We start from the raw sequence: 22,613 nt of genomic DNA, 5'->3' as shown, positions 1-22,613 counted from the left end.
CGTCACGGTTAGGCGTTGATGATGCGGACCTCTTCGGGGGCCGCTTCGGTCGAGTCGCCCGCGGTGGTGAACCAGTGGCTTACTTCGCCCTCTTCGAGGTCGGCGCTCAGGTCCTCGGTGGGGAGGACGGAGAGGGCGCCGGCGGTGGACGAGGTGAGGAATTCGTCTACCGCGGGGAGGCCGATGGTCGCCGTGGTGAATGTGGTCGATTCGTAGTCGATCTCGTTCTCGGTGCGCAGGGTTGTCGCGCGGTCCAGTGCTTCGGCCTGGGTGAGGGTGGCCCAGGTGCCGGAGGCGTTGCGGTAGACGAAGGCCGGGTCGGATTCGGTCAGCGGGCGGACTCGGTCGGTGTAGGTGACCGGGTGCGCGGGGCGGGCGGTGAGGTCGGCCTGGACCTGCGGGTCGGCGGGGACCAGCCAGCGGACCGAGCTGGCTGCCGGTTCCTTGGCGATGCCGAAAGTGGCACCGGCCGCGAGGATGTCGCCGAAGGACAGACCCTCGGCGAACAGTACTGCGGCACCGGCCTTCTGGATGGCCCAGACGGCTACGACCGCCTCCACCGAACGCGGCAGGGCGACGGCGACGATATCACCGGGGCCCGCGCCACGGTCGATGAGCAGGCGCGCGAGCTGCGAGGAGCGCCGGTCCAGGACGTGGTAGGCGAGTTCCTGGCCGTTGTCGAGCAACGCCGGGGCCTGCGGATCTTCCTCCACTACCTCGGCCAGCACATTGGCCACGGTGCGAGCGCCCACGCGGGCCGGTTCCGCCGCCGAATCAGCCTGGGTCACAGAGCTTTCGGCGAGGATGCGGGCACGTTCGGTGGCATCGAGGATATCGATGTCACCGACCAGCGCCGACGGCTCACCCAACAGCGCGTCCAGCACCCGGTTCAGGCGCGCGGCGAGGGTTTCGACCTCGTCGGCGGTGAAGCGGGTGTCCAGGTAGCGCATGGAGATCTCGATGGTCTCGCTGGCCATGACCACCAGCGTCATCGGGTAGTGGGTGTCGTCGTTGATGCCGACGCCGTTCACCGACATGCCGTCGATGGAGCTGGCGGCGGCGATGGCGTCCTTGTCGACCGGGTAGGACTCGAACACCACGAGGGTGTCGAATTCCGCTGCGGCACCGGCGAGTTGCTGGATCTCGGCCAGACCGATGTAGTGGTGATCCAGCAGATCCGCCTGCTCGTGCTGCACCCGCTCGAGCATGCCGCCGATGGTGAGGCGGTCGTCGATGCGAATGCGCACGGGCACGGTGTTGATGAACAGACCCACCATGGATTCCACGCCCGCCAGATCGGCGGGACGCCCGGAGACGGTCGCGCCGAACACCACATCGCCACGGCCGGTGAGCCTTCCGACCAGAATGGCCCACGCGGTCTGCACCAGCGTGTTCACCGTGACGCTGAGCTCGGCGGCCCGCTTGCTGAGCTGACGGGTGCGTTCGGCGTCGATCTCGAGCACGTGCCGCCCGACCTCGTACTGCTCGTCCGCGCGTCCGGCGGGCGCGAGCTGAGTCGGCTCGGAGACACCGGTGAGCGCACGCGCCCACGCCCGCAACGATTCCTGGCGGTCCCGCCCGGCCAGCCAGGCCAGGTAGTTCCGGTAGGAGACCGCGCGCGGCAGTGCGGACAGATCACCGCGCACCGCGTACAACACCAGCAGATCGCGCATGAGCAACGGCATGGACCAGCCGTCCACCAGGATGTGGTGGGTGGTGATCACGAGGTTGAACTGCTCGGCCGAGGTGCGGAACAGCGTGAACCGCATGAGCGGTGCGGCGGCCATGTCGAAATGCCGCGCCCGGTCGGCGTCGATGAGTTCGCGCATGCGCGGAACCCGTTCGCCCTCGGGCAGATCGGTGAGATCGACAATGCTCCACGGTGCTTCGACGCGATCCAGGACGACCTGGTGCGCCTGTCCCGCGGCATCGGTGACGAAGGCGGTCCGCAGGCTCGGGTAGCGGTCGACAATGGCCTGTGCGGCCGCGTGCAACCGCTCGATGTCCACCGTGCCGTGCAGGTCGAGGACGGCCTGCATGGTGTAGACGTCGATCGCCTCACGGCTCTGCGACATCAGCGCCTGGAACAGCAGACCGGACTGCAGCGGCGACAGCGGCCACACCTCGGTCATGGCCGGGTAGGCCCGCTCCCAGCCTTCGATATCGCCCTGGGTCACCTTGACCAGTGCCATATCCGACGGCGTGTAGCCACCGGCGTCCGGCCGCTTGGCGTGTTCGGCCAGCGCGGTCAGCGCCGCCACGAACAGATCCGCGAACTCCCGCACCCGCTCGCGCGAGAGCAGTCCGGTCGGGAAGGCGAAGGCCGCGCCCAGCTGCGGGCCGTCCTCGCCATCGGTGACGATGGCGTTGATATCGAGGGTGGCGTTGGCGGGCATATCGAGATCCATGTCCGCGTCCAGCTGCCCCAGATCCGCGACCGGCACCCAGCCCAGCTCCGAAAGCTGTTCGGGCACTTCACCGGTGGAGACGCGACCCAGGTAGTTGAAGCTGATCTGCCCGACACTGCGCAGCCGCGGCGCGGTCTCGGCGTTCAGGTAGCGCAGCAGACCGAAGCCCAGGCCCTTGTCGGGCACCGAGAGCAGCTGCTCCTTCACCGATTTGACGATGTCGCCCAGGGCTTTTCCGCCCGCGAAGGCATCGTCGAGGTCGGCCCCGGCCAGATCCAGGCGCACCGGGTAGGCGCTGGTGAACCAACCGACCGTGCGCGAAAGATCCGCGCCCGGAACGACTTCCTCTTCACGGCCGTGACCCTCGAGCTTGATGAGGGCGGCATCGTTGCCGTCGTTGCGCCAGCGCGCGACGGCCATGGCCAGCGCCGAGAGCAGACCGTCGTTCACACCACCGCGGTACCGGCCCGGAATGGCGGTGAGCACCGCATCGGTGACCGCCGCCGGGACGGTGACCTCGACCCGCTCGACCGTGGCGAAGGTATCCACCGCCGGATCGAAGGCACGCGCACCGAGCAGCGGATCGGCGGTGCCGACCACGCCCTGCCAGAACGGCAGCTCCGCAACGCGTTCCGGAGCCGACGCCGCATCGACGAGGGCGTGCGCCCAGCGCCGCATGGAGGTGCCGTTGGCGGGCAGCGCCACCGGCTGACCGAAGGCCAGCTGCGACCAGGCGACCGCGAAGTCCGGAATCAGGATGCGCCAGGAGACACCGTCGACCACGAAGTGGTGGGCGGCGACGAGCAGCACATCCGGACGACCCTCGCCGAAGGCGAACCAAACGAACTGCATCATGGCGGCATTCGCCGGATCCAGCTTGCCCAGCGCGGTATCGAGCTCGGCGCTGGCGACGCGAGACAGCTCTTCATCGGAGATGTCGGCGGCGACCTCGACGCGATGCACCAGGGCATCGACATCGACGCCACCGCGCGGCAGGGCTTCGAATTCCCAACCGATGCTGTCACTTCCGCGCAGACGGGAGCGCAGCACATCGTGGTGATCGAACACCGCGGACAGCGTGCCGACCAGGATCGAGCGGTCGATATTGTCCGGCAGGCGCAGGGCCATCGACTGCGAGAATCGCTGGTACGTCGAGCCGCTCGACAGAATCGCCGTCATGATCGGCGTCAGCGGAATATCGCCGACCCCGCCACCGGGCAACTCCGCCAGCCGCTCCTGCTCGTTGTCCCCGCCCAGCACGGCGATTTCGGCCAATCCGGCCACGCTGCGCTTCTCGAAGACCTCACGCGGGCTGAACAGGATGCCGCGCGCCTTGGCCCGCGACACCAGCTGGATCGACAGGATCGAGTCACCGCCGAGCGCGAAGAACGAATCATCCGCGCCGACCTGGTCGACCCCGAGCACCTCGGCGAAGACCTCGGCGATGGTGGCCTCGATATCGCTGACCGGAGCCCGGAATTCGCGCGGGGCGAGCACCGGTTCGGGCAGGGCGCGCCGATCCAGTTTGCCCGCCGGGGTGAGCGGAATCTGGTCCAGCACCGTAATGGCGGTGGGCACCATGTACTCCGGCAGCCGCGCGGCGGCGTGCTCGGTCAGTGCGGCGATATCGATGACGGCACCGGCGACGGGCAGCACATAGGCCGCCAACATGGTGGTGCCGACCTCGAAGCCCGGGGAGGCGGGGCGCCTATGGCCGACTGTGACCGCGAAGTCCACCGTCTCGTGCGCCATGAGCGCCGCGTCGATCTCGCCGAGTTCGATACGGAAACCGCGCACCTTGACCTGGAAGTCATTGCGGCCCACGTACTCCACGGCGGGAGCGCCCTTGGCATCGCGCGTCCAGCGCACCACGTCACCGGTGCGGTACAGGCGTGCGCCCGGCTCGCCGTACGGGTTGGCGACGAAGCGCTCCGCGGTCAGACCCGGACGGGCGTGGTAGCCGCGCGCCAATTGCGGTCCGGCCACGTACAGCTCACCCGCGACACCCTCGGCGACCGGCTGCAAACGGTGGTCGAGCACCAGTGCCCGCATACCGCGCACCGGTCCACCGATGACAACCTTGTCACCGGGCGCGAGCGCATCGGAGATATTGGTGGCGATGGTGGCCTCGGTCGGACCGTAGGCATTGTGGAAACGCCGCGGCCCGGCCGAATTCACCGACCACTTGGCGACGAGATCGGCCGAGACCGCCTCACCACCGGCGATGATGACCTCCATACCCGCCAGCTGCGACGGTTCCAGTGAGGCCAGTACGGACGGCGTGATCAGACCGGCGGTGACCCGCTCGCGAGCGATCAGCTGCCCCAGTTCGTCACCGCCGTAGGTGCCCGGCGGCACCACCACGAGCGTGCCACCGGCGCCCAGCGCCAGCAGCAGCTCCAGGATGGAGGCGTCGAACGACGGCGAGGCGAAATGCAGTGCGCGCGAGGAGGAGTCGAGGCGGTAGCGCTCGACCTGCTCCTTGGCGAAGTTCGCCAGACCCGCATGGGTGACGACGACGCCCTTGGGCAGACCCGTCGATCCCGAGGTGTAGATGACGTAGGCGGCGTGCGCGGGCCGGATGACCCCCCACCGCTCGGCATCGGATACCGCTGCGGGCGAGTGCGATTCGATCTCGGCGATGGTCAGCGGATCGTCCAGGGAGATCCATCCGGCCAAGCTAGCCACCGGCGGCAGCGCGGTCAGTTCGGCATTGGTCGTCAAACCGAGCATGGCCCCGGAGTCCGAGATCATATGCGCGATGCGATCGGCCGGGTAGGCCGGATCGACCGGTACGAACGCCGCACCGGACTTGGCGACCGCCCATACCGCGAGCACCGATTCGAAGGAGCGCGGAATGGCCACGGCCACCCGCATATCCGGTCCGGCGCCGCGCTCGATGAGCATGCGCGCCAGGCGCGAGGAGGCCGCGTCCAGCTCCGCGTAGCCGAGCACCTGACCGTCGAAGACCACGGCCTCGCCGACCGGGTTCGCGGCCACCGCGGCGGCCATGATCTCCGGCAGCGTCTTGGGCTCGACCGCCGCAGCACCGTTGCGGGACAGCAGATCCGCGCGTTCGGCGGCCGACAGCAGTTGCAGATCGCCGACCGGCAGCTGCGGCCGCGCGGTGATCTGCTCCAGCAGGCGGGTGAAGCGCTGGGCGAACTTCTGCACCGTGGTGTCGTCGAACAGGTCACGGGCGTAGGCGAATTCGGCGTACATGCCCTCGCCCGCGGCCCCGGCCTCGGTAATGGTCAGCGACAGATCGAACTTGGCCGTGTCGTTCTCGAAATCGACCGCGGCGACCCGCAGTCCGGGCAGTTCGAAGGTGCTGTCCGGCAGGTTCTCGAAGGACAGCACCACCTGGAACAGCGGGTGACGTGCGGTCGAACGCTCCGGATTGAGCAGCTCCACCAGGCGTTCGAACGGGATATCGGCGTGTGCGAAGGCACCCAGATCGGCATCCTTGGCGCGCGAGAGCAGTTGCGCGAAGGTCAGATCCGGATCCACCTCGGTGCGCAGCACCAGGGTGTTGACGAACATGCCGATCACATTGTCGAGCTCGGCCTCACCGCGACCCGCGATCGGCGTACCGATGGCGATGTCCTCGGTGCCCGACAGTCGCGACAGGAATACCGCGAGCGCGGCGTGCACGACCATGAACATGGTGGCGTTCTGCTCGCGGGCGATGGCCTGCAGGCCGCGATGCAGTCCGGCCCCGATCGGGAAGTGCACCTTGCCGCCGCGGAAGGACTGCACGTTCGGGCGCGGACGATCCGAGGGCAGGTTGAGCTCGTCCGGCAGATCCGCCAGCGTGGTCCGCCAGTACTCGGCCTGACCCGAGATGAGGCTCTCGGGATCCTGTTCGGAGCCGAGTACCGCGCGCTGCCAGATCGAGTAGTCGGCGTACTGCACCGGCATGGGCGCCCAGCCCGGCTGCACCCCGGCGGCGCGGGACGCGTACGCGATCATCACATCGCGGGTGAGCGGGCCCATGGACCAGCCGTCCGCGCTGATGTGGTGCGCGACGAAGACCAGCACATGCTCGATGACCGGCTTCGGCGGTTCCACCCGGACGGTGCCCAGCGCGCTGGCCGCGTGTGCGCCGACCGCGCGCAGGGTCGCGGCCTCGAAGGCGTCGGCCACATCCAGCACCACGGATTCGTGCACGCCGAGCTCTTCGGCGGCCGGTGCGGTCTCGACGCGGAACAACTTGGCCCGCAACGGAACCTCGGTGGTCACATCGAAGCCGGTGGAGATGAGTTCCGCGATCCGGTCGCGCACGGACTCCGCCGTGACATCGATCGGGGTGAGATCCGGAATCGCCTGTGCGGCAGGCACGATCACCTGCGAGGCGGCCCCGTCGACCTGCGGGTAGATGGTCCGCAGGGTCTCGTGGCGGCCGATCACATCGGCGACGGCGCGCTGTAGCGCATCGGTATCCAGCTCACCGAAGCGCGGGTCGACGGAGCGGAGGCGGACCGCGACCGGGATGTTGTAGGCCGCCGAGCCGGTGTCGAACTGGTTCAGGAACCACATGCGCTGCTGTGCCAGCGACAACGGCACCGAGGCCGGGCGTTGCTGCGGTACCAGCGGCTGCCGATCCCCGCTGCCCGCGTGCAGTTCCAGCTTGATGGCGAGTCCGGCGACGGTGGACGCCTCGAACAGGGTACGCACCGGAACGCGAGCGTCCAGGGCCACACCGAGACGCGCCGCGACCTGCGTGGCCAACAGCGAATTACCACCCAGAGCGAAGAAATCGTCATCCGCGCCCACCCGCTCGGTACCCAGCACCTCGGTGAACACCCCCGCCACGATCTCCTCGATCGGGGTGGACGGCGCACGGAACGCCACGGTCTCGAACTCCGGCTCCGGCAACGCCTTTCGATCCAACTTGCCGTTCACATTCAACGGCAGCGCGTCCAGCACCACGAACGCCGACGGCACCATGTACGACGGCAGACCCGCCCCCAGCACCGACTTGGCATGCGAGACCTCAACGCCCGCAGCCGGATCGGACGGCACCAGGTAGGCGACCAGACGGTCACCGGTGCGCTGATCCGACTTCGCGACAACCGCGACCTGCGCGATCTCCGGCATCGCCAGCAGCGCCGCCTCGATCTCACCGAGCTCGATACGGAAACCACGAATCTTCACCTGGAAGTCCGTACGACCCCGATACTCGAGCTCACCATTGCCCGCCCAGGCGACGAGGTCACCGGTGCGGTACATACGCTCGCCGATGGCGAACGGGTTGGCCACGAAACGATCCGCGGTCAGGTCACTGCGACCGTGGTAACCGCGCGCCAACTGCGCACCCGCCAGATACAGCTCACCGGATACCCCGACGGGCACCGGCTGCAGGCGGGCATCGAGCACGTAGACCTGGCTGTTCCATTCGGGCAGGCCGATGGAGACCGAACCCTTGTCGGCGTCGGTGACCAGGTGACTGGTGATGGAGACCGCGGCCTCGGTCGGACCGTAGAGGTTGAACAACCGCGCCGCCGGGTTCGCCGCACGGAAACGCCGCGCCACGACCGCGGGCAGCGCCTCACCGATGGCCAGCACCCGACGCAACGAACCCGCCAGCACCCCACCGGATTCGGTGAGCAACGCGTCCAACATCGACGGCACCACATGCAACGTGGTGACCAGCTCCCGAGACATCAACTGGTTCAGGTAACCGGGATCGCGATGGCCATCGGCCGAGGCGATCACCAAACGACCACCACAGACCGCGGCCGACCAGAACTCCCACACCGAGAGATCGAAGGTCGCGGCCGTCTTGAGCAACACCGCATCATCGGCACCCAGCCCGAATTCGACTGTCTTCCACTGCAACTGGTTCGCCACCGCGGCATGCGGCAACGCCACACCCTTCGGGCGACCCGTCGAACCGGAGGTGAAGATCACGTACGCGGTATTGCTCGCCAGCAGCGGTGCGACCCGCTCGGCATCGGTGATCGGCTCCACCGCAACCGATCCCAGCTTCAGCTGATCCAGGCGCACCAGCGGTGCGGCCTCGGTGGTGAAGCGAGCCTCGGCATTGGTGAGCACGCAGACCGGCGCCGCGGTCTCGAGAATGTAATCGGTGCGCTCGGCGGGCTGATCCGGATCGACCGGCACATACGCACCACCGGCGACCGAGACCGCGTACATGGCCACCACCAGATCCACCGAACGCCGCAGCGCCAGCGCCACCCGGGACTCCGGTCCGACGCCCATCGAGATCAGGTGTCGCGCAAGACGATTCACCCGAGCACCGAGCTCGGCGTAGGTGAGCACCGCACCGTCCGGCCCGATCAGCGCGACCGCGGTCGGAATGGCGGCCACGGTGGCATCGAGCAGCGATACCAGGGTCGCGGCCCGATCGGTCCCATGCGCGGTGGCATTGCGGGCCAGTACCAGATCGAATCGCTCATCGGGGTGCAACAGCTCGATATCGCCGACGGCGGTGCGCGGCGCGGCGGTGATCTGGCCGAGCAGTCGCACGAACCGGTCCACGAAGCCCTGCACGGTCGGCTGATCGAAGAGATCGGTGGCGTAGGTGAACAGGCCGGTAATGCCCACCGGCGCACCGGTCTCGTCGTACCGGTCGGTGGCGATGAGATGCAGATCGAACTGCGAGATCTGGGTGTCGATATCCAGACCCGAGACGGTCAGACCGGGCAGCTCCAGGCTGGACTGGGCCAGGTTCTGGAAGGACAGACCCACCTGGAACAGCGGATGCCGGGCGGTGGAGCGCACCGGGTTGAGCACCTCGACCAGACGCTCGAACGGAACGTCGGCATTGGCGAACGCCTGAATGTCGGTCTCGCGCTGGCGGGCCAGCAGTTCGGTGAAGGGTGCGTCCGCATCGACCCGGGTGCGGAACACCAGAGTGTTGACGAACATACCGATGAGGTCGTCCAGGACGGCCTCGCCGCGTCCGGCCATCGGGGTACCGATGGCAATGTCATCGGTACCCGAGAGACGGGCCAGCAGTACCGCGAGCGCGGTGTGCACGACCATGAACAGCGTCGCACCCTCGGCGCGCGCCAAACGCACCAGCGCACGGTGCGTTTCGGCATCGATGCGCACCTCGACCCGGTCACCGGCGAAGCTCTGCACCGCCGGGCGCGGACGATCCGACGGCAGATCCAGCTGATCCGGGAGCTCGGCCAGCGCCTGCTTCCAGTAGGCGACCTGCTTGGCCGAGAGCGATTCCGCGTCATCCTCACTGCCCAGCAGATCGCGCTGCCAGATGGAGTAGTCGGCGTACTGCACCGCGAGCTTGGACCAGCCCGGAGCCTCACCCATGGAGCGGGCGGCGTAGGCCATCATCAGATCGCGGGTCAGCGGCGCGACGGATGAGCCGTCACCGGAGATGTGGTGAATCGCCAGGGCGAGAACGTATTCCGTGGAGCTGTCATCGCCGATACGGAACAGCGCGACCCGCAGCGGCACCTCGGTGGTGACGTCGAAGACCGTGGAGGTGAGCGCCACCACGGCCGTGGTTACCTCATCGGCGCCGACGGTGCGCACCTCGAGCTCCGGAACCGCCTGGGCCGCGGGCAGGATGACCTGCACCGGACCCTGTTCGGTCTGCGGGTAGATGGTGCGCAGAATCTCGTGGCGGGCAACGACATCGGTGATGGCGGCGCGCATGGCCTCGATATCGAGGGCGCCCGAGAGCCGCACCGCGACCGGCACGTTGTAGGCCGCGGACTGGTTGTCGAAGCGGTTGAGGAACCACATGCGCTGCTGGGCGAGCGACAGCGGAATGTGTTCCGGCCGTGCACCGGCGGTGAGCGCCTTACGGCCCGCACCGGCATCGTGCTCCACGCGTGCCGCCAGAGCGGCCACGGTGGACGCCTCGAACATCAGGCGCACCGGCACCCGGGTGTTCAGGGCCTCGCCGAGGCGCGCCGCGACCTGGGTCGCGAGCAGTGAGTTACCGCCCCAGGCGAAGAAATCGTCATCGAGGCCGATCCGGCCGCCCTCGATATGCAGCACGTCCGCGAAGACGCCGGCCACGATCTGCTCGATCGGGGTGACGGGCGCGCGGAAGACCGCCTTCTCGAAGGTGGGCTCCGGCAGCGCCTTTCGATCCAGTTTGCCGTTGGCGTTCAGCGGCAGGGCGTCGAGCGGCATGAAGACCGACGGCACCATGTACGACGGCAGCTCCGCGGCGAGCGCGGATTGCAGGGCCTGCTTGTCGATCTCACCGTCGATGCCGACGACATAGGCGACCAGGCGGTCACCGAGCGCCGCATCCTGGTGTGCCACCACGGCGGCCGAGGCCACCGAAGGCTGGCGAAGCAGCGCGGATTCGATATCGCCGAGCTCGATGCGGAAACCGCGGATCTTGACCTGGAAGTCGGTACGACCCCGGTAGTCCAGCTCGCCGTCGGCATTCCAGGCCACCAGGTCACCGGTGCGGTACATGCGGGTGCCGATGCCGAACGGGTTGGCCACGAAGCGATCCGCGGTCAGATCGGCACGGCCGAAGTAGCCGCGCGCCAACTGCGCACCGGCCAGGTACAGCTCACCCGAGACACCGACCGGCACCGGACGCAGGTGCGCGTCCAGAACGTAGACCTGGCTGTTCCATTCGGGTGAACCGATGGAGACGGACACCTCGTCCAGCGCGGTGACGCGATGGTTGGTGATGGAGACCGCGGCTTCGGTCGGCCCGTAGAGGTTGAACAGTTCGGTGCGCGGACGCTCGGCCAGCACGCGCTGAGCCAGCGGTCCGGGCAGCGCCTCGCCGATGGCCAGAATCCGCCACAGCGAATCCGGCAGACCGTCCGCCAGCAGCGCGTCCAGCATGGACGGCACCACATGCAGGGTGGTCACCCATTCGCGAGCCATGAGCTCGTTCAGGTACGCCGGATCCTTGTGACCACCGGGCACCGCGATGACCAGGCGGCCACCGCAGGCCACCGCGGACCAGAACTCCCACACCGAGAGGTCGAAGGTCGCGGCGGTCTTGAGCAGCACCGCATCGGCCGGATCGAGCCCGAATTCGGTGACCTTCCACAGCAACTGGTTCACCACCGCCGAGTGCGGCAGCGCCACACCCTTCGGACGACCGGTCGAACCGGAGGTGAAGATGATGTACGCGGTATTGGCGGGCGTCAGCTCCCGCACGCGCTCCGCGGCGGTGATCGGCTCGGCCGAGTGGCCGGACAGATCCAGCTCGTCGATGCGCAGCACCTCGACGCCGACATGCTCGAAGGCATCCACGCCGGTGCTGAGAACCACTGCCGGAGCGGCGGTTTCGAGGATGTAACCGGTGCGGTCGGCGGGCTGATCGGGATCGATCGGCACGTAGGCGGCACCGGTCTTGGCCACGGCGTACATGGCCACGACCAGGTCGGTGGAGCGGCGAATGGCCAGGGCCACACGGTCTTCGGTACCGATACCGCGGCCGATGAGCTCACGGGCCAGGCGGTTCACCCGGGCGTCGAGTTCGGCGTATGTGAGGTTCCGCGCACCGTCGGCGGTATCGGCCACGATGGCGACGGCCTTCGGGTCCGAAGTTACGGCCGCGTCGAGCAGTGAGACCAGGGTGGCCTCCGCACCGCCCGGGAACACCTGCTCGACATCCTGCGCGGTGTCGTTCCAGTGCTTCAGGATTCGATCGTTCTCCGCGGCATCGAGCAGATCGATATCGCCCACGGTGATACCGGAGTCGGCGAGCACCGCGTCCAGGACGCGCAGGAACCGGTCGGCGAAGGCACGCACGGTGGATTCGTCGAACAGATCGGTGGCGTAACCGAATTCGGTGAGGATCTCGGCGGGCGCACCGTCATCGGTGTACCGGTCGTAGAGCGTCACGTGCAGATCGGTCTTGGCCAGCTGCGATTCGAACTGGACCGCGCTCACATGCAGGCCGGGCAGTTCGAAGGCGGTCTCGGCCAGGTTCTGGAAGGACAGACCCACCTGGAACAGCGGATTGCGCGCATTGGAGCGAACCGGGTTGAGCACCTCGACCAGGCGCTCGAACGGCACCTCGGCATTGGCGAAGGCCTCCAGGTCGCGTTCGCGCACCTCGGCCAGTACGTCGGCGAACGGCACCGCGGGATCGATCCGGGTCCGGAACACCAGGGTGTTCACGAACATGCCGATGAGGTCGTCGAGTTCGCGCTCACCACGACCGGCGATCGGGGTGCCGACCGCGATGTCATCGGTACCGGACAGGCGCGCCAGCAGGATGGCCAGTGCGGCGTGCACGACCATGAACAGCGAGGCGTTATTGGCGCGGGCCAGCTCGTGCAGCTTGGCGTGGCGTTCGGCATCGATATCGAAGCGCAGCGCCTTGCCGTGGAACGACTGCGCGGGCGGGCGCGGGCGATCGGTGGGCAGTTCCAGCTGATCGGGCAGATCGGCCAGGGCCCGGGTCCAGTAGGAGACCTGCTGTGCGGCAAGCGATTCCGCATCGTCCTCGGAACCCAGGACCTCACGTTGCCACAGCGCGTAATCGGCGTACTGCACCGGCAGTGCGGTCCACTGCGGCGCTTCACCATTGGCGCGGGCCACGTAGGCGGCCATCACATCGCGCGCCATCGGGCCCATGGAGGAGCCGTCGGCGGAGACGTGGTGGATGGTGAAGGCGAGGACATGCTCTTCGGTCGCGGCATCGCTCACGCGGAACAGCTTGACCGCCAGCGGCACCTCGACGGTGACGTCGAAGGTGGTCATGGCGAATTCGATGACCTTGCCGAGCAATTCGCCCTCGGTGACCGGCTCCGGCACCAGGCCGAGATCGGTCTGGGTGGCGGGCAGGATCACCTGGTGCGGACCGTCCACCGAGCGAGGGTAGACGGTGCGCAGCACCTCGTGGCGGCTGATCACATCGCCGATGGCCAGACCCATGGCATTGAGATCCAGCGCACCGGTGAGGCGCACCGCGAGCGGAATATTGTCCACCGCCGAAGTGCTGGTGTCGAACTGGTTCAGGAACCAGTAGCGCGCCTGCGCCGGGGAGAGCGGCAGATTCTCCGGGCGCTCCCCCGCGACCAGGCGCGGACGGGTGCGGCCGGAACCGGCATGCCGTTCCACGCGCGCCGCGAGGGCCGAGACGGTGGAGGCCTCGAACAGATCGCGCACGGCGAGCTGGATATCCAGGGCCGCGCCGAGTCGTGCGGTGACCTGGGTGGCGATGAGCGAGTTGCCGCCGAGCTCGAAGAAGTCGTCGTCGACGCCGACGCGACCGACCCCGAGCACATCGGAGAAGGTGCCCGCCACGATCTCCTCGATCGGGGTCGAGGGTGCGCGGAAGACCTTGGCCTCGAAGACCGGTGCGGGCAGCTGCTTGCGATCCAGCTTGCCCGAGGCATTGAGCGGGAACGCCTCCAGCACCACGAACGCGGCCGGAACCATATAGCCGGGCAGCGCGTCGTGCAGTTCGGCGCGCACGCCCTCCACATCGATACTGCGTCCGGTGGCGGGGATGACATAGCCGACCAGCTGATCGCCGAGGCGATCATCGCTGCGGACCACGACCACCGACTGGGCAATGGAATCCACCGCGGTGAGCGCGGATTCGATCTCGCCGAGTTCGATGCGCAGACCGCGCAGCTTGACCTGGAAATCGGTGCGGCCCAGGTACTCCAGCTCCCCCGCACCGGTCCACTTCACCAGGTCACCGGTGCGGTACATGCGCGCACCGACGTGGAACGGATCGGCGACGAAGCGGTCGGAGGTCAGCTCCGGCCGCGCGACGTAGCCGCGCGCGAGCTGGCTGCCCGCGAGGTAGAGCTCACCCGCGATACCCGGGGCGACCGGGTGCAGACGCGAATCCAGCACGTACACGCGGGTATTGAAGACCGGGCGGCCGATCGGCACCGACAGCGTGTCCGCGGCCGTGACCTCGTGATAGGTGACATCGACCGCGGCCTCGGTGGGGCCGTACAGGTTGTGCAGCTGCGCGCCGGTGAGCTCGAGCAGCTTATGCGCGGTCGGTGCGGGCAGCGCTTCACCGGAGGCGAAAACCTGTCGCAGCGACACACATTCGGGCACGATTCCGTCGGGAGTTCCTGACCTGCCCAATTCGAGTTGTGCTACGAACACCGACATCATGGACGGCACGAAATGCGCCGTGGTGACGTCGTATTCGGTGATCAGGTCCGCCAAGTAGGCCGGATCGCGATGGCCGTCCGGCTTGGCGACGACCAGCTGCGCACCGACCTGCAAGGGCCAGAAGAACTCCCAGACCGAGACGTCGAAGGTGGCCGGGGTCTTCTGCAACACCACATCGTCGTCGAACAGGCCGTATTCGGTCTGCATCCACACCAGACGGTTCACGATCGCGGCATGGCTCACCGCCACACCCTTCGGGCGACCGGTCGAGCCGGAGGTGAAAATCACGTACGCCGTATTCGAATCCCGCAGCGGCGCGATGCGATCCGCGTCGGTGATCGGAGCGTCCGGGTATGCCGAGAGGTCGACCTCGTCGATGCGCAGCGTGCGCGCACCGGCATCGAAGCCATCACGGGCGGTGGTGAGCACCCGCACCGGCTGTGCGGTGTCGAGCACGTAGCGGTTGCGCTCCTCCGGATGATCCGGGTCGAGGGGCACGTACGCACCACCGGCGGCGATGACCGCGTACATGCCGATCACCAGATCCAGCGAGCGGCGCATACCCAGCGCGACAAGCGAATCCGGTCCGACGCCCTCGGTGATGAGGTAGCGGGCCAGCCTGTTCACCCGCGAGGCGAACTCACCGTAGGACAGAGCTGCCCCCTCGAACGCCACGGCCGGGGCCTTGGGCGTCTGCGCGGCCTGCGCGGCGAACATGGACGCGAGCGTCACATCGGCATCGGACTTACGACCCGCCAGGGCTACCCGGGTGACGTCGTACTCGGTGGCGTTCCAGGAGCGCAGCACGCGGCGGCGCTCCAGGTCGTCGAGGAGTTCGATATCGCCGACCAGGGTGGTCGGCTCCAGCACGATGCCGGTCAGGGTGCGCACCAGGCGATCGGCGAAGGTCGAGATCGTGGCGGCGTCGAAGATATCGGTGGCGTAGGCGAATTCGGCGGTCATCCCGTCGACCACGCCGTCCGCGCCCAGGTGTTCGAAGCGCGGGTCGACGGAGCGCAGGTTCAGGTGCAGATCGAACTTGGCGGTCACCACATCCAGCGGTACGCCCGCCACTTCCAGACCGGGCAGGGTGAAGGTGGCCGCACCGGTGTTCTGGAACGACAGCATGACCTGGAACAGCGGATGCCGGGCCTGCGAACGCGCCGGGTTGAGGATCTCCACCAGGCGCTCGAACGGCAGATCGGCATGGCCGAACGCGGCCAGGTCGGTGTCCTTGGTACGGGCCAGCAGCTCGGTGAACTTCTCCCCCGAATCGACCGCCGTACGCAGCACCAGGGTGTTGACGAACATGCCGATGGCGTCGTCGACCGCGGCTTCACCACGACCGGCGACCGCGGTGCCGATGGCGATGTCCGCTGCGTTGGACAGCCGCGCCAGCAGCGCCGCGAAGGCCGCGTGCACGACCATGAACAGTGACGCCCCGTGTTCGCGGGCAAGGGTGTTCAGGCTGTTCAGCAGCGCGGTGTCGATCGAGAACTCGTGCACGCCACCGCGGTTCGAGGCCACGGCCGGGCGCGGACGATCCGAGGGCAGATCGATCTGATCCGGCAGTCCGGCCAGGGCAGTGGACCAGTACCCGACCTGCTGCGAGATCAGCGAATCGCTGTCCTCTTCGGAGCCGAGCGTCTCGCGCTGCCACAGCGCGAAGTCGGCGTACTGCACCGGCAGCGGTTCCCACTGCGGCGCGACACCATTGGCCCGCGAGGCGTACGCGAGCATGACATCGCGCGCCAGCGGACGCACCGACCAGCCGTCACCGGAGATGTGGTGCACCACGAAAACCAGGACGTGCGTGGGGGTTTCGGCGTCCGCGACCCGGAACAGTCCGGCTCGCACCGGCGGAGCGACGGTCACATCGAAGCCGGTGAGCACCAGCTCGGCGACGCGGTCACGCAGCTCGGCTTCCGTCACGACGACGGCCGCGAGGCCCAGCCCCGCGCTCGCGTCGCTGTCCGCCGCCGCGTCCAACGGCAGTCCCGCGTTCAGGCGGACCTGGTCGGCAGGCAGGATGACCTGCACGCCACGGCCTTCGGCGTTCTCGGGGTAGACGGTGCGCAGCACCTCGTGCCGGTCGAGCACATCGCCGACCGCGTGCAGCAGCGCGACCGTATCGAGTTCACCGGTGAGGCGGACCGCGAGCGGAATGTTGTTCACCGCGGAGGTGGTGTCGAAGCGGTTCAGGAACCACATGCGCTGCTGCGCGAGCGACAGTGGAATCTCCGCCGGACGCTCCTGCGCGACCAGTTCGGCGCGGCGACCGGTACCGGATTGCGCGTCGACGCGGGCGGCCAGGGCGGCGACCGTCGGGGCGTCGAAGAGCGTGCGCACGGGGACGCGGGTATCGAGGGCGGCGCCCAGTCGCGCGACCACCTGGGTCGCGATGAGCGAGTTGCCGCCGAGCTCGAAGAAGTCGTCCTCGGCGCCGACCGGGCTCTCCAACCCGAGCACCTCGGCGAAGACCTCGGCGACGATCTCCTCCGCACGCGTTGCGGGAGCCCGGAATTCGCGAGCGGCGAACTCCGGCTCGGGCAGCGCCCGGCGATCCAGCTTGCCGTTCGCGTTGAGCGGGAACTCGGCCACGGCCACAAAGGCCGCCGGGACCATGTACGACGGCAACTGCGCGGACAGGTGCGCACGCAGCGCCTCGACATCCACGACATCGGCGGGCAGCGCCACGGTGCCCGGCGCGGCAGCACCGACGGCTCCCGGAGCTCCGGATTCAGTGGACTGCGGCGCGGCAGCACCGGCGGGCGCGGTCGACGTGGAACCGGACGGGACCACATAGGCGACGAGTTGGTCACCCGTACGGGCGTCCGAACGCAGGACGACAACGGCCTGGGCGACGTCAACGTGCGCGGTGAGGGCGGCTTCGATCTCGCCGAGCTCGATGCGCAGACCGCGGAGCTTGACCTGGAAGTCGGTGCGGCCCAGGTATTCCAGCTCACCGTCGGCGGTCCAGGTGACCAGGTCGCCGGTGCGGTACATGCGCTTGGAGGCGCCGAAGGCCGCGAACGGATTGGCGACGAAGCGGTCGGCGGTCAGATCGGGCCGCGCGACGTAGCCGCGAGCCAGCTGATCACCGGCCAGGTAGAGCTCGCCGGCCATGCCGGGCGCGACCGGCTTCAGCCGCGCGTCGAGCACATAGACCTGGGTATTGAAGACCGGTCGGCCGATCGGCACCGTCTCGGTGTCGGCATCGACGACCTGGTGATAGGTGACATCGACCGCGGCCTCGGTCGGGCCGTACAGGTTGTGCAGCTCCGCACCGGTCAGCCGCCGCAGCTGCTGAGCGGTGGTGGCGGGCAGCGCTTCACCGGAGGCGAAGACCAGTCGCAGGCCCGGCCCCTCGTCATCCCGGCGTGCTTGTGGCCGGGATCCACCATTGGCTTCGAGCTCGGCGGTGAACACCGCGAGCATCGAAGGCACGAAGTGCGCGGTGGTAACGCCCTCGGCGGCAATGACTTCCGCCAGGTAGGCCGGATCGCGGTGACCATCGGGCCGAGCCACGACCAAGCGCGCGCCGATCTGCAAGGGCCAGAAGAACTCCCACACCGACACGTCGAACGTGGCCGGGGTCTTCTGCAACACGACGTCCGCCGCGTTGAGCTCGTATTCGGCCTGCATCCACACCAGGCGGTTCACGATCGCCGCGTGGCTGACCGCGACGCCCTTGGGGCGGCCGGTCGAACCGGAGGTGAAGATGACGTACGCGGTATTCGAAGGATGCAGCGGCGCAAGACGATCCGCGTCGCCCAGCGGTGCGTCCGAGTAGCCCGACAGATCGAGCGCGTCCACCGCGAGTACCTCGGCGCTCGCATGGGTGAACCCATCACGCTCGGTGGTCAGCACGCAGACCGGTCGCGCGGTATCGAGCACGTAGTCGATGCGGTCGGCGGGCTGATCCGGATCCAGCGGCACGTACGCGCCACCGGCCTCCAGCACCGCGTACATGGCCACGACCAGGTCGAGCGAGCGTCGAATACCCAGCGCCACCATGCTGTCCGGGCCTACTCCGGCCTCGATCAGCTTGCGCGCCAGGCGATGTACGCGTCCGGCGAACTCGCCGTAGGACAGCTCCGCACGTGCCTCGCCGGGCTCGGACGCCCCCTCGAAGCTGAGGGCGATCGCTTCCGGAGTCCGCTCGGCTTGCGCCTCGAACAGCGCCACCAGCGTGTTCGCGGCGTCACCGGTGTCGGGGAGCTGCCACAGATCATGCCGGGACGCACCGGGGGTTTCCAGTGCGGCCCAGTCGACATCGTCACGCTCGACGGCATCGGTCTGCTCGGCGACCACCTCGTCGACGGAGTAGTAGGTGCGGTTCCAATCCAGCAGGACGCGCGACCGCTCACCACCGTCGAGCAGATCGATATCGCCGACCGCGGTCTCCGGCTGCGCCGCAATGGCTGCGAGCAGGCGGTTGAAGCGGGTCGCGAAGCGGGTCATGGTGGCCGCGTCGAACAGATCTGTGGCGTAGATGAGTTCGGCGGTGATGCCGGACGGGGTGCCGCCGAAGCCGTTGCCGGAGATATTGTGCGCGGCGGTGGCCTCGGTGAGGACCAGTTGCAGATCGAACTTGGCGGTGTCCAGCGGCAGGTCGACGCCGCTGACGGTCAGGCCGGGCAGCTCCAGTTCGGCCGGGCCGGTGTTCTGGAACGACAGCATGACCTGGAACAGCGGATGCCGGGCCTGCGAGCGGGCCGGGTTCAGGATCTCCACCAGGCGCTCGAACGGCAGATCGGCATGGCCGAAGGCCTGGATATCGGTGGCGCGCACCGATTCCAGCAGCTGGTTGAAGCCCGCACCGGAGTCGATCTGGGTCCGCAGCACCAGGGTGTTGACGAACATGCCGATCAGATCGTCGAGGGCGCGCTCACCACGGCCCGCGACGGGCGTACCGATGGCGATGTCCTCTTCACCCGAGAGGCGCGAGAGCAGTACCGCGAGCGCGGTGTGCGCCACCATGAACAGCGTGGCACCGCGCTGGCGGGCCAATTCGACCAGCTTGGCGTGGGTTTCGCCGTCGATGGTGAAGGTGTGCGTGGCGCCCTTGCCCGAGGCGACGGCCGGACGCGGCCGGTCGGCGGGCAGATCCAGCTGATCGGGCAGTCCGCGCAGCGCCTGACCCCAGTACGAGATCTGCTGTGCGATCACCGATTCCGCATCGGACTCGGCACCGAGCACCTCGCGCTGCCACAGCGCGTAATCCGCGTACTGGACTTCCAGTGGCCGCCAAGCGGGTTCGCCGCCCTCGACCCGAGCGCCGTAGGCGGTCATGACATCCCGGGTGAGCGGGCCCATGGAGAACCCGTCGGCGGAGATGTGGTGCACCACCAGTGCGAGCACATGTTCGGTGGGGCTGACCTCGAACAGGCGGGCGCGGAACGGCACATCGACGGTGACGTCGAAACCGGCCCGCATGAACTCCGAAAGCGCCTGCGGCAGTTCGGCTTCGGAGACATCGATGGGTGTCAGGTCGGGAATGACCTGACCGGTGGGGACGATCTCCTGGTACGCGGTGCCGTCGATCTCGGGGTACCGGGTACGCAGCGATTCATGCCGCGCCAGTACGTCGGCGACGGCGATCTGCAGCGCCTGGCGGTCCACCAGACCCGAAAGGCGAACCGCCGCGGGAATATTGTCCACGGCCGATTCCGGATTGAACCGGTTCAGGAACCACATGCGCTGCTGCGCGAGCGAGAGCGGCAGCCGCTCCGGGCGCTCGCGCGCGGTGAGTGCCTGGCGCGCACCGGCGCCGGAGTGCGATTCGGCGCGCGAGGCGAGCGCCGCCACGCTGGAGGCTTCGAAGATCTCCCGCACACCCAGCTGGGTGTCCAGGGCGGCCGAGAGTCGCGCCGCCACCTGGGTGGCGATCAGCGAATTACCGCCGAGGGCGAAGAAGTCGTCGTCCAGGCCGACCCGCTCCAGGCCGAGCACCTCGGCGAAGACACCCGCCACGATCTGTTCGATCGGGGTGGTCGGGGCACGGAAGACCGCGGCCTCGAAGACGGGGGCGGGCAGGGCGCGGCGGTCCAGCTTGCCGGAGGGATTGAGCGGGAACTCCTCCAGCACCATGAGCACCGAGGGCACCATGTACGCGGGCAGGCGTTCGGACAGTTCGGCGCGTGCGCCGTCGATATCCACAATCCGGCCCGGGGCCGCGATCAGATAGCCGACCAGCTGGTCACCGGTGTGCTGATCCCCGCGCACCACGACGACCGACTGGGCGACCGAACCCAACGCGGTGAGCGCGGATTCGATCTCACCGAGCTCGATACGCAGACCGCGCAGCTTGACCTGGAAGTCGGTGCGGCCGAGGTATTCGATCTCGCCCTCGGCATTCCAGACCACGAGGTCACCGGTGCGGTACATGCGCTCGGAGGAGCCGAACGGGTTGGCCACGAAGCGATCCGAGGTCAGATCGGGGCGCGCCACATACGCGGTGGCGAGCTGGTCACCCGCGAGATAGAGCTCACCCGCGACACCGACCGGAACCGGCCGCAGACGCGAATCCAGGACGTAGACCTGGGTATTGAAGACCGGGCGGCCGATCGGCACCGAGTCCACATCGACCGCGGTCACATGGTGGTAGGTGACGTCGACCGCGGCCTCGGTCGGGCCGTACAGGTTGTGCAGCTCCGCACCGGTGATCTCGCGCAGGCGATGTGAGGGCTTGGGCGAGAGCGCTTCACCGGAGGCGAAGACCATGCGCAGACTGGTGCACCGCACCGCCGCCGCCTCGGCGACGAAGACCGCGAGCATGGACGGTACGAAGTGGGTGACCGTAACGCCTTCACCGGCAATGAGTTCGGCGAGGTACGCCGGATCGCGATGACCGTCGGGCTTGGCGATGACCAGCTTCGCGCCGATCTGCAGGGGCCAGAAGAACTCCCACACCGAGACGTCGAAGGTGGCCGGGGTCTTCTGCAGCACAACATCTTCGGCGAGCAGGCCGTACTCGGACTGCATCCACACCAGGCGGTTCACGATCGCCGCATGCGGCACCGCCACACCCTTGGGTCGACCGGTCGAACCGGAGGTGAAGATCACGTACGCGGTATTCGATTCCCGCAGCGGCACAACGCGATCCGCGTCGGTGAGCGGCGCGGCGGAGTAGCTGGAGAGCTCCAGCAGGTCGATACGCACCTGCGCGGTCTCGACATCCAGATCCGCACCCGAGGTCAGCACGGTCACCGGATCGGCGGTCTCGAGAATGTACTCGATGCGCTCGGCCGGGTGATCCGGATCCAGCGGCACGTACGCGCCACCGGCCACGGTCACCGCGTACATGCCGACGACCAGATCGATCGAGCGCCGCATACCCAGCGCCACAAACGATTCCGCACCGACGCCGCGCTCGACGAGCCAGCGCGCCAAGCGGTGCACCCGCTCGGCGAACTCGCCGTAGGACAGACTTGTGCCCTCGAAGCTGAGGGCGATCGCGTCCGGCGTCCGCTCGGCCTGCGCCTCGAACAGCGCGACCAGCGTAGCCGCGGCATCGTCCGAGGATTTGCTGTCGGTCATGACGGCCAGCACGGTGTCGACGTCGTACGCGGTGTCGTTCCACTCGGTGACCACGAGATCGCGCTCGTCGGCGTCGAGGAGTTCGATATCGCCCACGGCCGCGGCGGGTTCGGTGGTGATCGCGGTGAGCACCCGGATCAGGCGGTCGGCGATCCGGCGGACGGTGTCCTCGTCGAACAGGTCGCGCAGGTATCCGGCGCGAATGCGCAGGCGGGTGTCGAGCTGTGCGATCAGGGTCAGCGGATAGTGCGTGGCATCGGCGGCGTCCAGACCTGTGACGGCCATACCGTCGATATCGGCGGCCTGGGACCGGATGCCCTCGGCGTCGACGGGATAGGACTCGAACACCACCAGGGTGTCGAAGAGTCCGCCGATCCGGGCGGCCGACTGGATATCGGCCAGGCCGATGTAGTGGTGATCGAGCAGGTCGGCCTGTTCGCCCTGGGTGCGATTGAGCAGCGCCCGCGCCGATTCGGCCGGATCGAACGCGACCCGCACGGGCACGGTGTTGATGAACAGACCCACCATGGATTCGACCCCGGCCAGCTGGGCGGGACGCCCGGAGACGGTGGTGCCGAAGAGCACGTCATCGCGGCC

At 68.2% G+C, this 22,613-nt stretch carries 1 protein-coding gene (only partly in view); it reads right to left on the bottom strand.

Going from position 1 to position 22,613, the window contains the following annotated elements:
• Nucleotides 1–8 precede the first annotated feature (8 nt).
• Nucleotides 9–22,613: the 3' portion of a non-ribosomal peptide synthase/polyketide synthase gene (locus OHB26_RS15225; RefSeq protein ID WP_330184814.1), read on the bottom strand. The gene runs 22,062 nt beyond the window's last position; only the last 22,605 of its 44,667 coding nucleotides appear in the window; its start codon lies off the right edge, out of view — the gene reads right to left on this strand; it ends in the stop codon at nt 9–11.

The sequence above is a fragment of the Nocardia sp. NBC_01503 genome (assembly GCF_036327755.1).
Taxonomy (GTDB): domain Bacteria; phylum Actinomycetota; class Actinomycetes; order Mycobacteriales; family Mycobacteriaceae; genus Nocardia.
The sequence above is the reverse complement of the archived record's forward strand: the minus strand, read 5'-3'. Positions and strand labels throughout refer to the sequence as shown.